This window comes from Halorubrum sp. Ea8 (assembly GCF_002252925.1).
GTDB lineage: Archaea > Halobacteriota > Halobacteria > Halobacteriales > Haloferacaceae > Halorubrum.
This window is the reverse complement of record NZ_NHPF01000110.1, coordinates 12,934-30,654: the sequence shown is the minus strand read 5'-3', so window position 1 is coordinate 30,654 and position 17,721 is coordinate 12,934. Positions and strand designations below refer to the sequence as shown.

At 69.5% G+C, this 17,721-nt stretch carries 23 protein-coding genes; 11 read left to right on the top strand and 12 right to left on the bottom strand.

Annotated features, from left to right (window positions below; all coding sequences use genetic code 11):
* Window positions 1-339: 339 nt before the first annotated feature.
* Entirely contained in the window at window positions 340-948 is a 609-nt protein-coding gene (locus DJ74_RS13525) for an IMP cyclohydrolase (RefSeq protein ID WP_094523252.1), read from the top strand.
* Window positions 949-1,039: 91 nt separating this feature from the next.
* Entirely contained in the window at window positions 1,040-3,208 is a 2,169-nt protein-coding gene (locus tag DJ74_RS13520) for a S9 family peptidase (protein WP_094527574.1), read from the top strand.
* Window positions 3,209-3,212: 4 nt separating this feature from the next.
* On the opposite strand, the gene DJ74_RS13515 is transcribed toward DJ74_RS13520, so the two are convergent.
* From DJ74_RS13515 to DJ74_RS13500, 4 genes are all read right to left on the bottom strand, one after another.
* Window positions 3,213-3,590 carry a helix-turn-helix domain-containing protein gene (locus tag DJ74_RS13515; RefSeq protein ID WP_094523249.1) on the bottom strand — a complete coding sequence of 126 codons (378 nt, stop codon included), beginning with the start codon at window positions 3,588-3,590 and terminating at the stop codon, window positions 3,213-3,215.
* Window positions 3,591-3,660: 70 nt separating this feature from the next.
* Complete coding sequence (locus DJ74_RS13510) at window positions 3,661-3,918, bottom strand: hypothetical protein (RefSeq protein WP_094523247.1); 258 nt, start codon at window positions 3,916-3,918, stop codon at window positions 3,661-3,663.
* A 52-nt stretch (window positions 3,919-3,970) separates the two neighbouring features.
* On the bottom strand, window positions 3,971-4,657 hold the full coding sequence (locus DJ74_RS13505; RefSeq protein WP_094527573.1) for a DUF5828 family protein: 687 nt from the start codon (window positions 4,655-4,657) through the stop codon (window positions 3,971-3,973).
* A 99-nt stretch (window positions 4,658-4,756) separates the two neighbouring features.
* Window positions 4,757-4,990: a hypothetical protein gene (locus DJ74_RS13500; RefSeq protein WP_094523243.1), complete on the bottom strand. Its 234-nt coding sequence runs from the start codon at window positions 4,988-4,990 to the stop codon at window positions 4,757-4,759.
* 146 nt (window positions 4,991-5,136) lie between these two features.
* Between DJ74_RS13500 and DJ74_RS13495 the strand changes: the two genes are divergently transcribed.
* From DJ74_RS13495 to DJ74_RS13485, 3 genes are read left to right on the top strand one after another with little or no spacing between them, the layout of a single operon-like run.
* Entirely contained in the window at window positions 5,137-5,517 is a 381-nt protein-coding gene (locus DJ74_RS13495) for a cupin domain-containing protein (RefSeq protein ID WP_094527572.1), read from the top strand.
* Complete coding sequence (locus DJ74_RS13490) at window positions 5,510-6,136, top strand: hypothetical protein (protein ID WP_094527571.1); 627 nt, start codon at window positions 5,510-5,512, stop codon at window positions 6,134-6,136. Before DJ74_RS13495 ends, DJ74_RS13490 begins: the two co-directional genes overlap by 8 nt.
* 5 nt (window positions 6,137-6,141) lie before the next feature.
* Window positions 6,142-6,780, top strand: a complete 639-nt coding sequence (locus DJ74_RS13485; RefSeq protein ID WP_094523237.1) for a DUF6517 family protein — start codon at window positions 6,142-6,144, stop codon at window positions 6,778-6,780.
* A 75-nt stretch (window positions 6,781-6,855) separates the two neighbouring features.
* On the opposite strand, the gene DJ74_RS13480 is transcribed toward DJ74_RS13485, so the two are convergent.
* From DJ74_RS13480 to DJ74_RS13465, 4 genes are all read right to left on the bottom strand, one after another.
* Entirely contained in the window at window positions 6,856-8,745 is a 1,890-nt protein-coding gene (locus DJ74_RS13480) for a carbon starvation protein A (RefSeq protein WP_094527570.1), read from the bottom strand.
* 162 nt (window positions 8,746-8,907) lie between these two features.
* The gene (locus DJ74_RS13475) at window positions 8,908-9,885 is read right to left on the bottom strand and encodes a TRC40/GET3/ArsA family transport-energizing ATPase (protein WP_094527569.1); all 978 of its coding nucleotides are present in this window, start codon (window positions 9,883-9,885) and stop codon (window positions 8,908-8,910) included.
* Window positions 9,885-10,181, bottom strand: a complete 297-nt coding sequence (locus DJ74_RS13470) for a hypothetical protein (protein ID WP_094523231.1) — start codon at window positions 10,179-10,181, stop codon at window positions 9,885-9,887. Before DJ74_RS13470 ends, DJ74_RS13475 begins: the two co-directional genes overlap by 1 nt.
* Before the next feature lie 98 nt (window positions 10,182-10,279).
* Complete coding sequence (locus DJ74_RS13465; protein WP_094527568.1) at window positions 10,280-10,495, bottom strand: hypothetical protein; 216 nt, start codon at window positions 10,493-10,495, stop codon at window positions 10,280-10,282.
* Window positions 10,496-10,625: 130 nt separating this feature from the next.
* Between DJ74_RS13465 and DJ74_RS13460 the strand changes: the two genes are divergently transcribed.
* The gene (locus tag DJ74_RS13460) at window positions 10,626-11,894 is read left to right on the top strand and encodes a GTP-binding protein (protein ID WP_094527567.1); all 1,269 of its coding nucleotides are present in this window, start codon (window positions 10,626-10,628) and stop codon (window positions 11,892-11,894) included.
* A 35-nt stretch (window positions 11,895-11,929) separates the two neighbouring features.
* Here the strand turns inward: DJ74_RS13460 and DJ74_RS13455 are convergent, their stop codons facing one another.
* Window positions 11,930-12,169: a hypothetical protein gene (locus tag DJ74_RS13455; protein ID WP_094527566.1), complete on the bottom strand. Its 240-nt coding sequence runs from the start codon at window positions 12,167-12,169 to the stop codon at window positions 11,930-11,932.
* Window positions 12,170-12,720: 551 nt separating this feature from the next.
* Here DJ74_RS13455 and DJ74_RS13445 point away from each other — a divergent pair.
* Window positions 12,721-13,059: a hypothetical protein gene (locus tag DJ74_RS13445; protein WP_094522878.1), complete on the top strand. Its 339-nt coding sequence runs from the start codon at window positions 12,721-12,723 to the stop codon at window positions 13,057-13,059.
* Between the two features lies 1 nt (window position 13,060).
* On the opposite strand, the gene DJ74_RS13440 is transcribed toward DJ74_RS13445, so the two are convergent.
* The gene (locus tag DJ74_RS13440; protein WP_170938327.1) at window positions 13,061-13,348 is read right to left on the bottom strand and encodes a HalOD1 output domain-containing protein; all 288 of its coding nucleotides are present in this window, start codon (window positions 13,346-13,348) and stop codon (window positions 13,061-13,063) included.
* 183 nt (window positions 13,349-13,531) lie between these two features.
* Window positions 13,532-13,858: a hypothetical protein gene (locus tag DJ74_RS13430; RefSeq protein ID WP_094527563.1), complete on the bottom strand. Its 327-nt coding sequence runs from the start codon at window positions 13,856-13,858 to the stop codon at window positions 13,532-13,534.
* 59 nt (window positions 13,859-13,917) lie between these two features.
* On the opposite strand from DJ74_RS13430, the gene DJ74_RS13425 reads away from it, so the two are divergent.
* The 4 genes from DJ74_RS13425 to thrC all read left to right on the top strand — a co-directional run bounded on the left by DJ74_RS13425 (window position 13,918) and on the right by thrC (window position 16,624).
* Window positions 13,918-14,133, top strand: a complete 216-nt coding sequence (locus DJ74_RS13425) for a hypothetical protein (RefSeq protein ID WP_094527562.1) — start codon at window positions 13,918-13,920, stop codon at window positions 14,131-14,133.
* 81 nt (window positions 14,134-14,214) lie between these two features.
* Window positions 14,215-14,889, top strand: a complete 675-nt coding sequence (gene upp / locus DJ74_RS13420; RefSeq protein ID WP_094527561.1) for a uracil phosphoribosyltransferase — start codon at window positions 14,215-14,217, stop codon at window positions 14,887-14,889.
* 87 nt (window positions 14,890-14,976) lie between these two features.
* Complete coding sequence (locus DJ74_RS13415; RefSeq protein ID WP_094527560.1) at window positions 14,977-15,192, top strand: hypothetical protein; 216 nt, start codon at window positions 14,977-14,979, stop codon at window positions 15,190-15,192.
* Between the two features lie 148 nt (window positions 15,193-15,340).
* Entirely contained in the window at window positions 15,341-16,624 is a 1,284-nt protein-coding gene (thrC, locus tag DJ74_RS13410; protein ID WP_094527559.1) for a threonine synthase, read from the top strand.
* A gap of 59 nt (window positions 16,625-16,683) precedes the next feature.
* On the opposite strand, the gene DJ74_RS13405 is transcribed toward thrC, so the two are convergent.
* Complete coding sequence (locus DJ74_RS13405) at window positions 16,684-17,715, bottom strand: hypothetical protein (RefSeq protein ID WP_094527558.1); 1,032 nt, start codon at window positions 17,713-17,715, stop codon at window positions 16,684-16,686.
* Window positions 17,716-17,721 lie beyond the last annotated feature (6 nt).

The following is a 17,721-nucleotide window of genomic DNA, read 5'->3' as shown; positions in this document are numbered from 1 at the left end:
TCGAGCGGAACGAGGCGATCCACGCGAAACGGACCCCCGCAGACGAAGCGGAGGGGGACGCCGCGTTTGGATCGAGGACGGGCGAACCGCGAGAATAGTCCATCCTGGATTCGAACCAGGGTCGTTGCCCCCAGAAGGCAACAGGATTGGCCACTACCCCAATGGACTGTGCGCAACCATCGATAGCCTGTGCGTGTTTGTAAGCGTTGCGCGTCGCCGGCCCTCTGTCACGCGTTCACAGGCGGTGGGAGAGCCGGGTGCCTCCTCCGCGACCGAGATCTGATCGAAGAACGTGCGCATATCGATGCGTTTTACTCGTCCGAATGGCCACGAAGCTGTATGTACGTCGGACGATTCGTCGTCGTCGCCCCCGGAATCGGCGCCTACCGCGTCTCCTCGCGCTCGTTCCCGAACCGGCGCGTGCTCGACCGCGGCGGGACCCTCACGGTCGGACCGACGCCGGACGCCTCCGAGACCGACAATCCGTACGTCTCGTACAACTGCGCGCGGGCGGTCCGGACCCCGACCGACGAGCCGCTCGCGGTCGTCGGGAACGGCTCCCACGTCGACCCGATCGCGGAGAAGCTCGAGCTGGGGTACCCGGCGCGCGACGCGCTGGCGACGCCGCTGCTCGCGCTCGACTTCGAGAAGGACGACTACGACACGCCGCGGATCGCCGGCGTCGTCGGGAGCGAGACGGCGACGGTCGGCGTCGTCCGCCGCGACGCGCTGCTCGTCGAGGCCGTCGACGAGCCGACGATCGTCGCCACCTACGAGACCGACAGCCCGGAGCCGTACGCCCTCGCGGCGGCGAACGACGAGCGTCCGGACGCGGGCGCGGCCGCGAGCGAGGTCCTCGGCGCCGACTTCGAGCACCCGGTGTGCGCCGCGGGCGCGACCGTCGACGACGACGGCGTGACGCTCGCGCTCGACAACGGCGACGCGTAGCGGGCCGCCCGAGGCGGGGCGTCCGCGACGTCCCGGCCGACCCCTTTTCCGGCTCCCGACGCCTTTTGACCGCGGCGGCCGACCCGCCTCCATGGAGCGCGTCACCGCGGCCGATTATCACGACATCGCCACGCCCGCCGACCCGCGGATCTCGCCCGACGGGGACCGGGTCGCCTTCCTGCGACGCCAGCCGACCGACGACGAGACCGTCGAGTCGACGGTGTTCCTCGTCGACGTCGCGGGCGGCGACCCCCGCAGGCTCACCCTGGCCGAGGGCTCCGACGCGGAGCCGCGCTGGAGCCCGTCCGGCGACCGGATCGCGTTCACGTCGACGCGGGGGGCGGACGACGACCGCCAGCAGCTGTGGGTCCTCCCGGTCGACGGCGGCGAGGCCCGCCGGGTCACCGACGTCGTCGGCGGCGTCTCGGAGATCGCGTGGTCGCCGGACGGGGACCGGATCGCCTTCGTCCAGTCGGTGACCGCCGAGTACCGCGAGGAAGGCCGGGACCTGTCGGTGCCGGAGGAGTACGAGCCGGACGACCACCCCGACCCGCGCGTGATCGACCGCACCGTCTACCGCTCCGGACAGCGCTTCTTCGACGGGCGGCGGTCGGGCGTGTACGTCGTCGACGCGGACGCGGACGTCGACGGCGCGACCGCGGCGGACCCCGCCGAGGGCGTCGAGCGGGTGACCGACCGCGACGCCGACTTCGCCGCGCCCGACTGGGGGGACGCCGACACGCTCTACTTCGCCGAGGAGGTCGGCGACGACCCGGACGACTCCGCGGAGATCGCGATCCGCGCGCACGACTTCGAGACGGGCGACACCGAGCGCGTCCACACGACCACCGGCTGGGGCGCCGCGATCGCGGCGACCGCGGACGGGCGAGTGGCCTTCACCCACGCCGAGCCGGAGCAGGTGTCGATGCAGCCGGTCGACCTCCGCGTCGTCGACCGCGAGACGGGCGACGTGACCGAGCTCACGGACGGGATCGACCGCGGGCTCGGCTACGAGGCCGCGCCGCAGTGGGGTCCCGACGACGCGACGCTGTACTTCGCGACCCCCGACGAGGGGAAGACGGCGCTGTGGCACGTCCCGGCCGACGGGAGCGCGGCCCCCGAGCGCCTCCTCCGGCCGGGGACCGTCTCCGGCGCGACCGTCGGCGGCGACGACGGCGCCGGCCCCGGCGAGGTGACCGTCGCGGTCGCCGCCAGCGAGTGGGACCACCCGGGCGACGTCTTCGCGCACGACGCGTGGGGCGGCGAGACGACGCGGCTCACGGAGCTGAACGCCGACTACCTCGCCGATCGCGCGATCGGCGAGCCCGAGGAGATACGGTTCGAGTCGGAGGGGACGGAGATCCAGGGGTGGGTGATGACGCCGCCGGAGTTCGACTCGGACGGCGAGGCGGTCGACGGGGCGGACGGCGAGACGGACGAGGAGTACCCCCTCGCGGTCGAGATCCACGGCGGCCCCCACGCGATGTGGTCGACCGCGGGGACGATGTGGCACGAGTTCCAGACGCTCGCGGCCCGCGGCTACGTCGTCTTCTGGTCGAACCCGCGCGGGTCGACCGGCTACGGCGAGGCGTTCATGCAGGCGATCGAGCGCGACTGGGGCGACGCGACCCTCTCCGACGTGATGGCCGGCGTGGAGACGGTCGCGGAGCGCCCGTCCGTCGACGAGACGAACGCCTTCGTCACCGGCGGCTCCTTCGGCGGGTTCATGACCGCGTGGACGGTGGGGCAGACCGACTACTTCCGCGCGGCCGTCTCGCAGCGCGGCGTGTACGACCTCACCGGCTTCTACGGCTCGACCGACGGCGCGTACAAGCTGCTCGAGGGCGACTTCGACACGGTCCCGTCCGAGGAGCCCGGCTGGCTGTGGGAGCAGTCGCCGACGGGCCACGCCGACGCGGTCGACACGCCCACGCTGTTGATCCACAGCGAGGACGACACGCGGACGCCGATCTGCACGGCGGAGCTCTACCACCGGATCCTCCGGAAGAACGGCGTCGACACGCGGTTCGTGCGGTACCCGCGCGAGGGACACGAGCTCTCCCGCTCCGGGGAACCCGGGCACGTCGTCGACCGCATCGAGCGGATCGCTCGCTGGTTCGACGGCTACTCCGAGCACCACGACGCGCCGCGGGCGCTCGACCGTCCCGACGAGGCGGGGCTGAGCGCGGCGGACAACGGCGAGGCGGAGGGCGACGGAGACGAGGCCGACGAGACGGGCGGCGAGGCCGGCGAAGCGTAGCGCCTCACGACGAGCCGTCGGGATCGAACGACTCGATCGCCGCGTGGACGCCCTCGACCCACTCGTCGAGCGCCTCGTGCAGCCGCTCTTTCGCCTCCGGGACCGGGACCGCGGTGTACTGGTAGACGTAGCCGCCGGAGTCGAGCAGCCGGCGGCGGCGCTCGACGAGCCCCTTGTCCCGCAGCGTCGACAGCGAACGGTTCACGTTCGACCGGTCCCGGTCGAGGGCCTCGGCGAGCTCGGCGACGGTGCTCCCCGGGTGATCGAGCAGGGTCAGGTACGTGCGGCTCTCGTGGTCTCGAATGCCGAACACGCAGGAGAGCACGTGCTCGAACGAGGGGGAGACGTCGCCGACGAGGTCCTCGATCTCGGGGTCGCTCATGGGCGTCGTTCGGCTGCGGTCGGGTTAAAAGTCGTCATTGGCGGACCGCGGCCGAGGGTCGGCGCCCGACTCAGTCGCCGTCGACGCCGGCGTCGGCGCTGGCGTACCCCATCCGGTCGATACAGCCGCGCATCTCGTCCTCCTCCGCGTGGCGGTGAAGGTTGGTCGGCGTGTCGCAGTGATACGTCTCCCCGTCGTACCGGAGCACGACCTCGTGGCGCCCGCCGGCGACCTCGACATCGACGAGGATCCGACGGCCGTCGTTGAGGGCGTCGATGATCTCGTCGGCCGACAGCTCGCCGGCCTCGATCCGGAGTACCTCGCTCATACGCGCTCTTCGCGCGTCGTCGAATTAAAACCGTCCGTGCCGCGCTCGCGAGTCACGTCATCGTCGAGTCCGGACCGCCCTCCGTCTCCGGGGGCTCGACGCCCTCGGCGGCGGCGACGTCGTCCGTGCGCTTTTCCGTCTCGACGTGCCAGCGGTCGATCTCGGACTCGTACTCGTCGAGGATCTCGCTCACTTCGGCCTTCAGCTCGTCGTCGTTGACGTTCACCTCGAACTCGAACGTCTCGCCGTCCTCGCCGCGGCCGACCTCCTGGATGTTGGCGCTGACGAGCTCGTTGTCGAAGTAGTACGGTGCCATCTGCGTCATCACTTTCCGGTACACCGTGTCCTCCACCTTCCGGAGCGCCTTGCGGCTCGCCGAGTCGGCCGCGCGGGCGACGTGGCCGATCGATTCGCCCCAGCTCTCCATCGCGCTCTCGGTGTCGTTCTCCTCGACCTTCTCGTAGGACTCGGTGAGCTTCTCGCCGGCCGTCTGGAGGTCTTCACCCGGCGTCTGGCCGGCCTGTTCGCCCTCGCCCTCGGCGACGGACGCCTGCTCGGCGGTCTTCGCCGACACGTCCTCGTCGATGCGCTCGTGGGACTTCGGGCGCCAGTCGTCGAACTCGTAGAACGCGTCGCCGTCGGCGCCCGTCTCGCGGAGCGCCAATGCGATTCGCTCGCCGTGTTCGACCACGTCGCCCCAGTCCCCGCGCACCTTGAAGCCGGAGATGCTCTCTTCCATCGCGTGGACCCCCCTACGAAACGAACGCGTATAAGTCTCTCCGACCTGACGCGAGCCCGCGCAGGTCAGCCGCGGCTCCGCGGTCGGCGCTCTCCCGGCCTATTTGCCGTACGAGAACCGACGGCCGAGCGCGTCGACGCGGTCTTTGAGGTCGCTGAGGACCCCCGCGGGCGACACCCGGCGGATCGAGGACTCGTCGACCTCGATTCGCTCGCCGGCGAACGGGTCGTGCTCGACGCGGTCCTCCGGGTCCTTGTCGCCGTTCACCGCGCCCACGACGGTCGACATCGAGCACCGGCCGCACGCTTCTGCGTTGATCTCCTCGTCGGACATGGTACTATCTACCGCATGATCGTGTTCGACGGTGTTAAAACCCGTTGTCGGCGCCGCTGTCGCGTTTTCACGCCGCACGGTCGGACTCTCGAACCGACCGACGCCGGCCCGACGAGCTTTTCAATCGGTCCGTGGAATGAGATCACATGGGATACCGCGTCGTCGACACGGAGACCGTGGAGCCGAAGCCAGACCGCCCCTGCGAGTGCCGGAAGCTCTCCGAGCCGGGCGGGCTCGACGCCGCGGCGATCAACCGCTTCCGAGCCGAGCCGGGCGAACAGCTCCCGCTCGCGTACCACTACCACGAGACCCAACAGGAGGCGTTCTACGTCCTCGACGGGACGCTCTCGGTCGAGACCCCGGAGCGGATCTACGAGGTGCCCGCGGACGATCTGTTCGTCGTCGACCCGGAGAGCCCGCAGCGCGCGTACAACCCGGCCGACGCCGACGGCCCCGTGACCGTGCTCGCGATCGGCGCGCCGCCCGCCGACGGCGACGCGGTCGCGTACGATCCCGCCGATGAGTGACGCCGCCGACGGCGGCGACCGCCGCGACTCCGAGGAGCTGCCGGCCGAGATCCGCGAGGAGGTCCCGGACTACGACGACGAGTACCTCGACCGCGTCTCAGACCGACTGATGTACAGCTACGACCTCGATCGGGACGTGGTCGTCCACGGCGAGCGCTTCGAGTTCGCGGGGGAGATGCGGATGCGCAACCAGAAGCAGTTCTTCCACCCGGCGCTGAGCTACGGGGACCACGACATCATGGAGCACCTGTTCGCGCGCCGGGTGACGAGCCCGACGGTCGGGGAACTGGAGCGGCTCGTCGAGGTCGGCCACCGCGTCGCCGACGAGCGGATCACGCCGAACGAGGAGCATTACGGCACCGACGTCACCTTCGTCCTCGTCGCCGATCGGATCCCCGACGAGGTCGCCGCGTTCGTCGCCGACTTCCGGGACCGAACCCTGCTGAAGTTCGGCTACTACGGGCACTACGAGGTGAACCTGATCGTGGTCGCGCCGGACGAAGAGCGGATCGTCGACAGCGAGGCCGCGGACGTCACCGGCGCGTTCCGTCTGTGGGAACCCGTCGAGGAGCCGGACGAGGGGTTCCTCTCCCGCTTCGCGAAGCGATTCTGGCGGTGACCGCGATGCGCCCGAGTCGCACCCCGCGCCCTCGGCGCGCGTTCCTCACCGCGGTGACCGGCGCCGCGGCGACGACCGCCGGGTGCGCGCTGCTGCCCGAGGAACAGGAGCCGATCGAGGCGAGCGCCGGCCGGCCGGCGTCGCTCCCGGACGCCGCGGTCTCCGAGCGGGGATACGAGGAGACCCTCTCGACGGAGACGACGGTGACCGTCTCGATCACGGTCGATCTGTCCGGCGACGTCCAGATATCGAACACCCGCGAGGTGATCGCCACGGTGTTCCGCCGGGGGTACGCCGCCGAAGACGGCCGACGCTTCGGGGTCGTCACCGCGCCGGCCGTGGCGGTGATCGAGCAACCCGAAGTCGTCCGAGACCCGGTCGCCGCGGTGTCGGCCGCGCGGGCGGTGGAGCTGGCGACCGGCGCGAGCGTCTCGTCGGTCTCCGACTGGCGGAGCGCCTCGACGCGGACGGTGCTCGGCACCGAGGCGGAGAGCGAGACGGCGACCGCGACCGCCGACGACGCGGACGTCGACTTGGAGCGCGCTCGGGTCCGGGCCGACGGCGACGCCGTCACGGCGATCGCGGTCGCGCCCGCCGGCGTCGAGAGCGACCCGCCGTTCGGCGAGGTCACGCGCGACGCCTGAGTCGGTGCGGGAAGACGCGCCGCTGGCCGGATGTGGAATAAAAAAGAATCGGACTTCGAAGCCGCGGGAGACGGCTCAGTCGTCGCTCGGTTCGACGGCGGCGCCGGAGGTCCCGCCGCGGGCCGACTGGATGTTCTCGTAGCCGATCTTCACCAGCGAGAGCGCGATGTAGATGAGGACCAGCGCCAGCACCATCTGGACGACCGACGACGCGATGGAGCTGAAGCCCTCGGCTCCGCCCTGGATGAGGTTCTGGTACAGGTTGCTGTAGAACGCCAGCCAGGCGAGCCCCATGACGGTGATCGTCGTCATGATCGCCATCGGGACGCCCGTCGAGACGAGCTGTTTGGAGTCGTCCCAGTTGGCCAGCCAGACGGTGGCGGTCAACAGCGCGAGCGCCGCGAGCAGCTGGTTCGCGCCGCCGAACAGCGCCCACAGCGTCAGCCACTCGCCGGAGATGACCATCAGGTACGCCGGGACGGCCTGGACCAGCGGATTGGTGTAGCGACCGCGAGCGAGGCTTCCGAGGGCCGCCCACGGGCCGTCGGTGAGGTTCTCGAAGCCGGACGCGGTGTCCCCGGTGGGGACCCCGACGATTTCCTCCATCATGTAGCGGCCGAGGCGGACGGCGGTGTCGGTCGACGTGAGCAGGAAGCTCACGAGCACCAGCGCCATGAACGGCGCCCCGAACGACTGGGGCAGCCCGAAGCTGGTGAGGATGATGCCGCCGCCGGTCGCGAAGTTCGGCAGCGCCGCGCCGATCCCGCCCGCGGGGTCGGCGAACCCGGCGACCGCGAGCGTCGACAGCGCGACCGCGGCGAGCAGTCCCTCACCGAGCATGCCGCCGTAACCGATCAGCCGAGCGTCGGTCTCCTTGTCGAGTTGTTTGGCCGTCGTCCCAGAGGAGACCAGCGAGTGGAATCCGCTGATCGTCCCGCAGGCGATGGTGATGAACAGGAGCGGGAACAGCGGCGCGAGGCCGGCTCCCTCGACGCCCCAGAAGCCGTTGAACGCGCCCATCGAGTCGGCGATGACGAGCGGCTGCGCGGACGTGCCGAGCAGCGTGCCGACGATGATCGCCAGCAGCGCCCCTCCGACGCCGGTGTACAGGAGGAACGACGAGAGGTAGTCACGCGGCTGGAGCAGCGTCCACACCGGGAGCGCGCTCGCGATCCCGGCGTACAGCATGATGACCGGGACCCACGCCGCCCGGTTCGGGTTCATCGCGACGGCCGACGACCCGGGGATCCACTGCCCGCTGCCGAGCCCGAGCGCGTCCGCGAGAACGAGCGTTCCGGCGGGGTACGACGCGTCGCCGACCGCCGGGAACAGCGCGAACGGGAACTCGATGCCGAGCCAGACGCCGCCGAAGACGGCGGCGACGAACAGGACCGTCCCCGGCACGAACGGGCCGTTCAGCTGGTACAGGTAGACCCCGAACACCAGCGCGAGCGCGATGTACACGAAGCTCGCGGTCGTCACCTGCGGGAACGCGTCGAAGACGATGGCCACCACGAGGGCGAACACCGCCACGACGAGGATGATCGTCAGGAACGCGAACCACAGTAGCATGTCCTTCCCGCGCTCGCCCACGTACTGGCCGATGATGTAGCCGATCGACTTCCCCTCGTGTCGCAGCGAACTCGACAGCGCGACGAAGTCGTGGACCGACCCCATCAGCGGGTTGCCGACGGCGATCCACAGCAGCGCGGGGACCCATCCCCACACGGCGCCGGCCGTGATCGGGCCGACGATCGGCGCGCCGCCGGCGATGCTCGAGAAGTGATGCCCCAGTAACACCGGCTTCTTCGACGGTACGTACTCCTGTCCGTCCTCGTATTTGTGCGCCGGCGTCTCCGTTTCGGCGTCGAGTTCGACGAACTGGGAGAGGTACCGCGAATACCCCATGTATCCGATGGTGAATGTGCTCAGCACAGCGACCGTGATCCAAATTACACTTGTCATAAGTTCCCCTGCCTCATGAGCGCGGTTTGGAAACAGCGTAATAAGTATTAGCTTCAACCGTGATAGTTACCCGATTCGATTGAAGAAAGCAGGAACACAGGCGGGTCAAACCGGTTCCTTTCACCTCATCTATAGTTTATTCCGCGCCGTCGACACCGGTTCTTACTCGCGCGCGCTCACGGGATCCCCCGTCTCGACATCGAGCGCGGCCGCGACCTCCGAGAGCACGTCGCCGCGGACCTCGCTGGTTCGCGACTCGATCTCGGCGACCAGCGGCGGGTCGAACTCCTCGCGGACCTGATTGAGCCGCTCGCGCTCGGTCGCGACTTTGTCGCGCAGGTAGGTGGCTCCGCGCCCCTCCTCGTCCTCGTCCGGCGACGGGGTGAGCTTGTTCGCGACGAGGCCGCGGACGCGCAGGTCACGCTCGGTGAACCCCTCTATGGCACGGTCCGTCTCGTTGACCGACAGCTGGTCGGGGTTCAACACGAGGAAGAAGGCGGCGTCGTTCCGCATCGTGTCGCCCGCGAACTCGAAGAACTCCTTGCGGCGCTGGAGCCGCTCTAAGACCGGGTCGCCGTCCATCAGGCGCCGCGGCTCGGCGTCGCCGATCGCGGCCTTCTCGAACAGGTCGATCGACTGCTTGCGCTTGTACAGCAGGCGGTCGATCCAGTCGCCGAGGAACTCCGGGAGCCCGAGCAGCCGCAGCGTCGACCCGGTCGGCGCGGTGTCGAAGACGACGCGGTCGTACGGCTCGCTCTCCTCGCGCATCACGCCCACGAACGCGTCGAAGAGGGCGGCCTCGTACGCCCCCGGCGTCCCGTGTGACATCTCCAGCTGGCGGTTGATCTCGGAGACCATCGCCGCCGACACCTGCTCGGAGAGCCCCTCGCGGATCTCCTGGAGGTGTCGCTGCATCTCGTCTTCGGGGTCGATCTCCATCGCGTCGAGCCCGTCGACGCCGTCGACACGCTCGGGGTCGTCGCTGAACCGCTGGCCGAACACGTCGGACACCGAGTGCGCGGGGTCGGTCGAGACGACGAGCGTCCGCAGCCCCGCGTTCGCACAGCGGTACGCGTACGCGCAGGAGACGGTGGTCTTACCGACGCCGCCCTTGCCGCCGAAGAAGACGAACTGCTCCATCAGAAGTGGTACTGCTGGCCCTTCCGTTCCATCAGGCTCTCGCGGTCCCACAGCCGGCGCTCCCACGCCTCGAACTCGTCTTCGAGGTACGGGAGCAGCTCGGCGGTGTAGTACGAGACCGGCGAGGGGATGCCGAACGCGTCCGGGAAGCACGCGAGCATGAACTCGTCTTCCGTGTCCTCGGCCTCCTTCTCGATCTTCTCGTAGGCCGCGTGAGTGACCATCCCGTGGTAGAGGCCGCGGAGCCACTCCTCGAGCGCGGCTCGGAAGGTCTCGATCCGGTCTGCGACTGTCATTATCGGTCGTGACGGTCGGGGTATGTTAAAAGCTGTCGCGGTCACGCGCCGGCCGATCGGGAGCGGGTCGCGGTCGATCGCTCGTCGACGGCGGCCGATCAGGCCGAGTTGCCGTCGGCGGTCAGTTCGGCCTGCGGCTCGTCGGACTCGGCCGTCTCCTCCCCGTCGTCGAGCTCCGGCTGTTCGTCCACGTCCGGAGACGGCGAGTGCGCTTCCCCACCGAGCGCGCCCCAGACGAGGTACAGCACCGCGGCGACCATCAGGACGGTCACCGCGATCGCCGCGATCCCCGCCGCCGACACGTACTGGAACATGGTCGGCGGTGTGCGGGCGCGACGTATCAACGTATCGGCTTTCGGCGAGCGCGGGGCGTCCTCCCGCCCCGGCGAGCGCCCCCGGTTCCGCCGCCGCGACGTTGAAGGGGCCGCACGCCGACCGACGCCCATGGACGACGACCGGATCCCGGTGACCGTGCTCTCGGGGAGCCTCGGAGCGGGGAAGACGACGCTGTTGAACCACCTGTTGCGGAACGCCGGCGAGCGCGACATCGCGGTGCTGGTCAACGACATGGGCGACGTCAACGTCGACGCCGAGCTGATCGCCGAGGAGTCCGAAGTCGACGTGGAGGGCGTCACGGAGCTGTCGAACGGCTGCATCTGCTGCGAGCTCCAAGACGACCTGGAGACCGCCGTCGTGCGGCTCGCGAACGAGCGCTCCTTCGACAACCTGGTCGTCGAGTCGTCGGGTATCTCCGAGCCCGCGCCGGTCGCGCGCCTGTTCACGACCGAGTCGCGCGCGGCCGCCCGCTACCGGGTCGACGCGCTGGTGACCGTGATCGACACGCGGCGGTTCCTCGACGCCTTCGCCGGCGACGACGTGCCCGAGCGGCGCGTCGCGGCGGACGACGACGAGGCGGACAGACCGCTCTCGGACCTTCTCGTCGAGCAGGTCGAGGTGTCGAACCTCGTCGTGTGTAACAAGGCCGACCTCTGTACGGACGCGGAGATGGACGAGGCGATCGAGCTCGTGGGCGCGCTGCAGCCGGGCGCGGAGACGGTCGTCGCGGAGTTCTCCGCGGTCGACCCCGACCGGATCCTCGACGTCGGGCTGTTCGACGCGGGCGAACTCGGCGACCTGCCCGGGTGGAAGCGAGCGCTGGCGGAGGGCGACGGGCACGACGACCACGGCGGTCACGACCACGCCGGTCACGACGGCGAGGGCCGCGAGGGGGGCCGCGCCCACCGCCACCCGGACGAGGTGTACGGCGTCACTTCGTTCACCTATCGCCGCCGGCGACCGTTCCACCCCGACCGGATCGCCGCCGTCCTCCGCGGTCTCCCTCCAGACGTCGTCCGCTCGAAGGGGACGCTGTGGGTCGCGGGCACGGACCAGCGCCAGCAGGTCGGTCAGGCCGGCGCGTCGGTGCGGGTCACGGCGCTCGGCCCGTGGATCGCGAGCCTCCCGGCCGTCGAGCGCGACATGCTGCGCTCGAACCGGCCCGAACTGGACTGGGACGACGAGCACGGCGACCGCCTGACGGAGTACGTCGTCATCGGCACGGGCATCGACGAGGCGGCGATCCGCGAGCGCCTCGACGACGCGCTCGTCACCGACGAGGAGTGGGCGGCCGCCGAGGAGGGGGAGGGCGAACTCGGCGGGGACGACCCGTTCCCGACGGAACAGGGCGAGGAGCTAGCGCTCCGGGAGCCCTGAGACGGGGTCGAGACGCCGGGTCGACATCGGCGAACTCAGCAGGCGCAGCCGCTCCCGCTCGCGCGCTCGAACCGCATCGAGTCGCCGCAGTCGGGACACGCCGGGGTGCCGTCGGCGTCGCGGTCGAGCCCCTCCGCGTCGACCTCGACGTCCCGGACCCGCACGCCGCAGTCGTCGCACCAGAACGAGCCCTTGGAGCCGTCGTCGCCGGCGGTCTCGGGCGCGCGCTGCGTCGATCCCTCCAGCATCTCCGTCACCGTGCTAAAAATCCCCATAATCGTTTGTACGAGTTCTCCCATCTTACTCTCCCGGTGCTGTGCGAATCGGACGCACAGCCGAGACGCCGATCGGACACCTCCTCGCCTGCGTGTCCGACGGCGACCCGATACAGGTTCTCCGAGAGCCGTCGGACCCGATTCGGGTCGCCACGGATAGGTCGGGTGGTCGCGACCCGGAGCGTCGCGTCGGACGTCGCGACGTTCGCCCAACGGGACTCGCTGAGGCTCGCGAGGTCGATCGCCGAGAGCCGTGAGAAGAGTATCGCTGCGACGCCGTCGACTCGCCGGACAGTGTCGCTCATTTGGGTGGATGCGATGATCGAAAAATCGACTACGTCAGCTATCGGGCGGTCCGGTTCGGGGACCCACCTCGGCCGCCACGTCGCGAACGACGGCAGAGACGACCGGGAGAGGGTGCAAGCGAGCTGGTGACAGTCCTGTCTGACGCCGCAGAGGGCCACAGTCCGCCCCCGTCTCGGAGATGACGTTCATGCTGTCTTACTGATGTCTCACGAGAGACTATACGTATTCCCGACATATGTTGTGGTATGTCAGACACGGCCGGATCCGAGAACGTCCTCTTGCGTCCGCGGGTAGACCAACTGCTCGATATCGTGTCCAAGCGCCGTCGACGCGTGATCCTTCTGCTGTTGAAACGGGAAGCTATCGAGACGACGGACGACGTGATGCTTCGGGGATCCAGCGAGTCGGACGCGTCCGAAGTTCGGCTCACGCACGACCATCTGCCGCGGTTGGAAGATGCGGGATACATCGACTGGGACCGGAATACCGGCGAGATATCGAAAGGCCCGCGCTTCGACGAAATCGAGCCGCTTCTCGAACTGATCGAGAATCACGCCGACGAACTACCTCCCGGCTGGCCGTGAATCAGTCACCCTCGCTGCACAGGGTCTCCGGGTCCGGCGCGTCGGTGCTAACAGGTTCTCGAGCGTCCCCGTCGAGCACGTCAACGAGAACCCGCCCGTCGCTCGTGACGGTTACGTCGTGCTTCGGAAGTTCGAACGTCAGCGTCCACGTTGCCGCCTCGTTTGCTGCCAAGAGCTCGATCGCATCGGGCTCCACGTATTCGTAGAGGGTGAAATCCAGCTCGGCGGGCTCGACGCCTTCCGCGTCAGCGACCGACTCAACAATCTTCGAAGCGAGAACGTCTCCCATATAGACATGTTCCGGAGATGTTCATAAATATTTATCCTCTATATGTCGATGAGACGCTCCGGGGCAGAGACGATTTCGGAACCGACCAACGAGACACGCTGCACGCGCGTTCCGTATTCGTCCCGCCGTTCTTGACGGAGGCGGTATTCTTCGACGAGGCCTCGATGCCGGCCTCGGAGCGGATCAGAGCAGCGGGACGGTGAGCGCGACGAGCAGGACGCCGAACGCGGCCCCGCCGTACAGGAGCCGTTCGACCCGCGGGCCGGGCGGGAGCGGGCCGGCGTCGAGCGGCGGGGCGCAGCGGACGAGTTGGTGGTACGCGGCCGCGGCGGCGACCGCGAACGCGAGCGTCGAGGCCGCCAGCGACGTCGCCAGCGTGAGGCCGTACGAGAGGCCGTAGATCGGACCGAACGAGAGCGCGAACGCGAACGCGAGCCCGGCGGTGACGAGGAACGGGACGGGGTCCACCCGGTCACCGTGGCGATTGTGAACGTGTACCTCCGTGTCCATGGGATGCGTACGGGTCCCACGGACAAAGAGCTAAGTGCCGGTCTCCCGGGATATTTGCCATGAGCGAGGAGGAGAAGGGAATCCGCGAGGGGATAGAGGAGTCGGAGGGCGACCCGCGGCTGATCCTCCTGTTGAACGCGGTCCTGTCCGGTGGGTTCGCGTGGACCGTCCTCTGGGGACTCGACAGGGCCGGGATGGCGACGCTCACCGCGGCGAACGTCGGGCTTCTCGCGCTGGTCATCTTCGCCGCGACGTACCTCGTGGTGATGCGGTGAGTCCGAGCCGACGGCGGCGCCGGACGGCGCGCTCGCGGCGGGTCGCCACGTTTTAAGCCGAACGCGACCCCTCTCCCGACAATGACGATCGAAGACCGCGACGACGCGTACCTCATCACGCACGCGCTGGCGAAGGACACCCTCTCGCGGCTCCGAGACGCCGAGACGGAGCAGGTCGCGTTCCGGAAGGGGCTCGTGAAGCTCGGCCGCATCTGCGGCTACGAGATCATCGACGGGGCGATGGAGACGGAGTACGTCCCGGTGACGACGCCGCTGCAAGAGACCACCGGCGAGCGCGTGAAGGGGCTCGACGACGTGGTGATCATCAACGTCCTCCGGGCCGCGACCCCGTTCGTCGAGGGGCTCCTGAAGGCGTTCCCCCGCGCGAAACAGGGCGTCATCTCCGCCGGCCGCGACGAGGAGGCGGGGATGACGGACGGGGAGTTCCCGATCACCATCGACTACGTGAAGCTGCCCGAGATCGGTCCCGACGACACCGTTATCGTCGCCGACCCGATGCTCGCGACCGGCTCGACGATGTGCGCGGTGCTCGATCACGTCCTCGGGGACGCCGACGAGTTCGAGGACCTGTTCGTCCTCTCGGCGGTCTCCGCGCCGGACGGGCTCGTTCGCGTGAGCGAGCAGGTGCCCGAGGCGAAGCTGCTGACCGTCGCCATCGACGACTACCTCGACGACGACGGGTTCATCGTCCCCGGGCTCGGCGACGCGGGCGACCGCGCGTTCCGGACGGTCTGACCCGAGCGACGACGGCCGGCGCCCTCGCGGCCGTCCGCTCAGGCGCCGCCGACGTACTTTTAAGAGCCGTCCCCGCGACCGATCGGTATGAGCGACGCGCCGACGACCGAGCCGTGCGACGCCTGCGGCGAGCCGACGACCGACGCGCTCGCGCGGACCGTCCGGCTGAGCGTCGACCGGGCGAACATCGACACGCAGCGGCTCTGCCCCGACTGCTTCGCCGACTGGATCCAGCGCTATCAGGACCGGCTCGGGTCCGGTCCCGACGAGTCGGACGAGAGCTCCGAGATCATCGTCGACTGAGCCGCGCGACCGCCCGCGAGCGGGCCGTCGCCGTGGGGCCGCGCGACGGGAACGGGCCGTCGCCGAACCGGTTCGCCTCGGAGAGAGCGGACGGCAACGTCCGTCCCGACCGCCCGTCTTAAGCCGCGGCGGCACGCACCACGACGTAATGGATCTCGCCATCGACGCCCCGACCCCGGCGGCGCCCGACTGCGCCGCCGACGGGACGTGGCTCGCCTGCATCGAGTGCGACGAGACGTTCGCCCCCTTCGAGGACGTCCGGTACACTTGCGACGAGTGCGACGGCCTGCTGGAGGTCCGCTACGCCGACCCGCCGACGTTCGACGAGTTCGGGTCGGGCGCGTCGACCGACGGCCCCGACCGCGGCGTCTGGCGCTACCGCGAGGCGCTCCCCTTCGACCTGGGCGTCACGCTTCCCGAGGGCGGCACCCCGCTCCACCGCGTCCCGCGGATCGAGGAGGCGGTGGGGGTCGACGCGCTCCGGATCAAACACGAGGGGATGAACCCCACCGGCTCGTTCAAGGACCGCGGGATGACCGTCGGCGTCCGCGTCGCGAAGGAGCTCGGCGTCGGCGCGCTCGCGTGCGCCTCCACCGGCAACACTTCGGCCGCGCTCGCCGCCTACGGCGGGCGCGGCGACATGCAGACGCTCGTGCTCCTCCCAGCTGGGAAGGTCGCCGCGGGGAAGGTCGCGCAGGCGAGCCTCCACGGCGCCCGCATCCTGGAGGTCGACGGCAACTTCGACGCCTGTCTCGACATCGTGCAGGAGCTGGCCGCGCGCGGCGAGGCGTACCTGCTCAACTCCCTGAACCCGTTCCGCCTGGAGGGCCAGAAGACGATCGGCTTCGAGATCTTAGAGGAGTTCTACGCCGATTACGGGTCGTTCCCGGACCGGATCGTCCTCCCCGTCGGCAACGCGGGAAACACCTCCGCGCTGTACAAGGGGTTCCGCGAGCTCGTTCAGGCCGGCGCGCTCGACGTCGACGAGGTCCCGAAGCTCACCGGCGTGCAGGCCGAGGGCGCCGCGCCGATGGTCGAGGCGATCGAGGAGGGGAACGACGAGATCCGCCGGTGGGAAGAGGTCGAGACGCGCGCGACCGCCATCCGCATCGGCAACCCGGTCAACGCGCCGAAGGCGATCCCGGGGATCCGCAACACCGGCGGCACCGCCGTCGCGGTGAGCGACAACGAGATCACCGCCGCGCAGCGCCACCTCGCCGCCGAGGGCGTCGGGGTCGAGCCCGCCTCCGCGGCGAGCCTCGCCGGGCTGAAGAAGCTCCGGCGCTCCGGCGTCGTCGACGACGACGAGCGCGTGGTCTGCCTGACGACCGGGCACCTCCTGAAGGACCCCGAGGCCGCGTACGAGGCCGGCGGCGACCCCGAGCCCGTCCCGAACGACGTGGACGCGGTGCTCGATCACCTGCACGCCTGAACCGCCGCGCTCCCCACGGTGACGATCGGCCGCGGAACGGGCCGCGTCGCGGCCGCCGATCAGCCCAACTCGACCGTCTCGACGTAGTCGAGATAGGACTCGAGCCCTTGATTCTCCGTGTAGTGGACCGTCTGGGAGCCGGCGTCGTACCGGACGATCCCGACCTCTCGTAGCTTCGGCAGGTGGGTGTGTCGGAGCTCGGTCCGGACCTTCTCGCGCGGAGCCGAGTCCCGGACCGGCAGCGCCCGCTCGATGTCGCGGACGTCCTCGACGAGCTCGTCGAGCGGGATCTCGTCTTCCGACCGGTTCTTCAGGTAGTACAGCAGCGTCCGCCGGCGCGGGGACGACAGCAGGTCCAAGAGGGTATCGAAGGAGTGCCGCATCGGCACCGTCTCGGGGCGGTCGGGATCCGTCTTCGCTCGCCCGCCCGGCGGCGGCGTCGTCGAATCGAACGACGGCGCGGGAGCCGCTTCCTCGCGCTCCGTCGGGATCCAGCCGACTTCCGGCGTGTACTCGAGCACCGCGTCGTACAGCGGGCGAAGGGTCGTCACCGTCTCGGCGTCGAACTCTTTCGGGTCGACGTGGTGGTGAGCGATCACGTCGCGGCTATCACAGAGGTCGTTAAGCGAGGTGATCAGACTGACCACCCGATCGGCGTCGTAGGCGGCGAACAACGTTGTCAGCGAGTGGAAACACATGACCGTCGCCTCGTCGGTGTCCCGCCAGGCGCCGATCTGCTCGGCGATAGCGAGACCGATATCGTGTAGGTCCGCGTGTTCGGGAAAGCGCCGTACGGACATCGACTCCGATTCGGGCGCCGCCCCCGACTCGCCCTCAGTCTCCCCCCGCCTCCCGTCGAAGATCGTCGTCCGGGCCGGGAACTCCTCGCCCGACTCGCGCCGCCAGATCGAGAGCCGGTCGGAGGGGGACGCCGAGAGCGTCACGCTCAGTACGTTGGTCTCGTCGGGTGGCTCCCGAGTCAACAGATCGACACAGGCGCGATCGTCCGGAGAGTCGTCTGACGGAGCGAGGAGGAGGATCGACGACGATTCGGTGAGGTGTTCATTGAGCGATTGATACGACTCTGTCACTGCCCT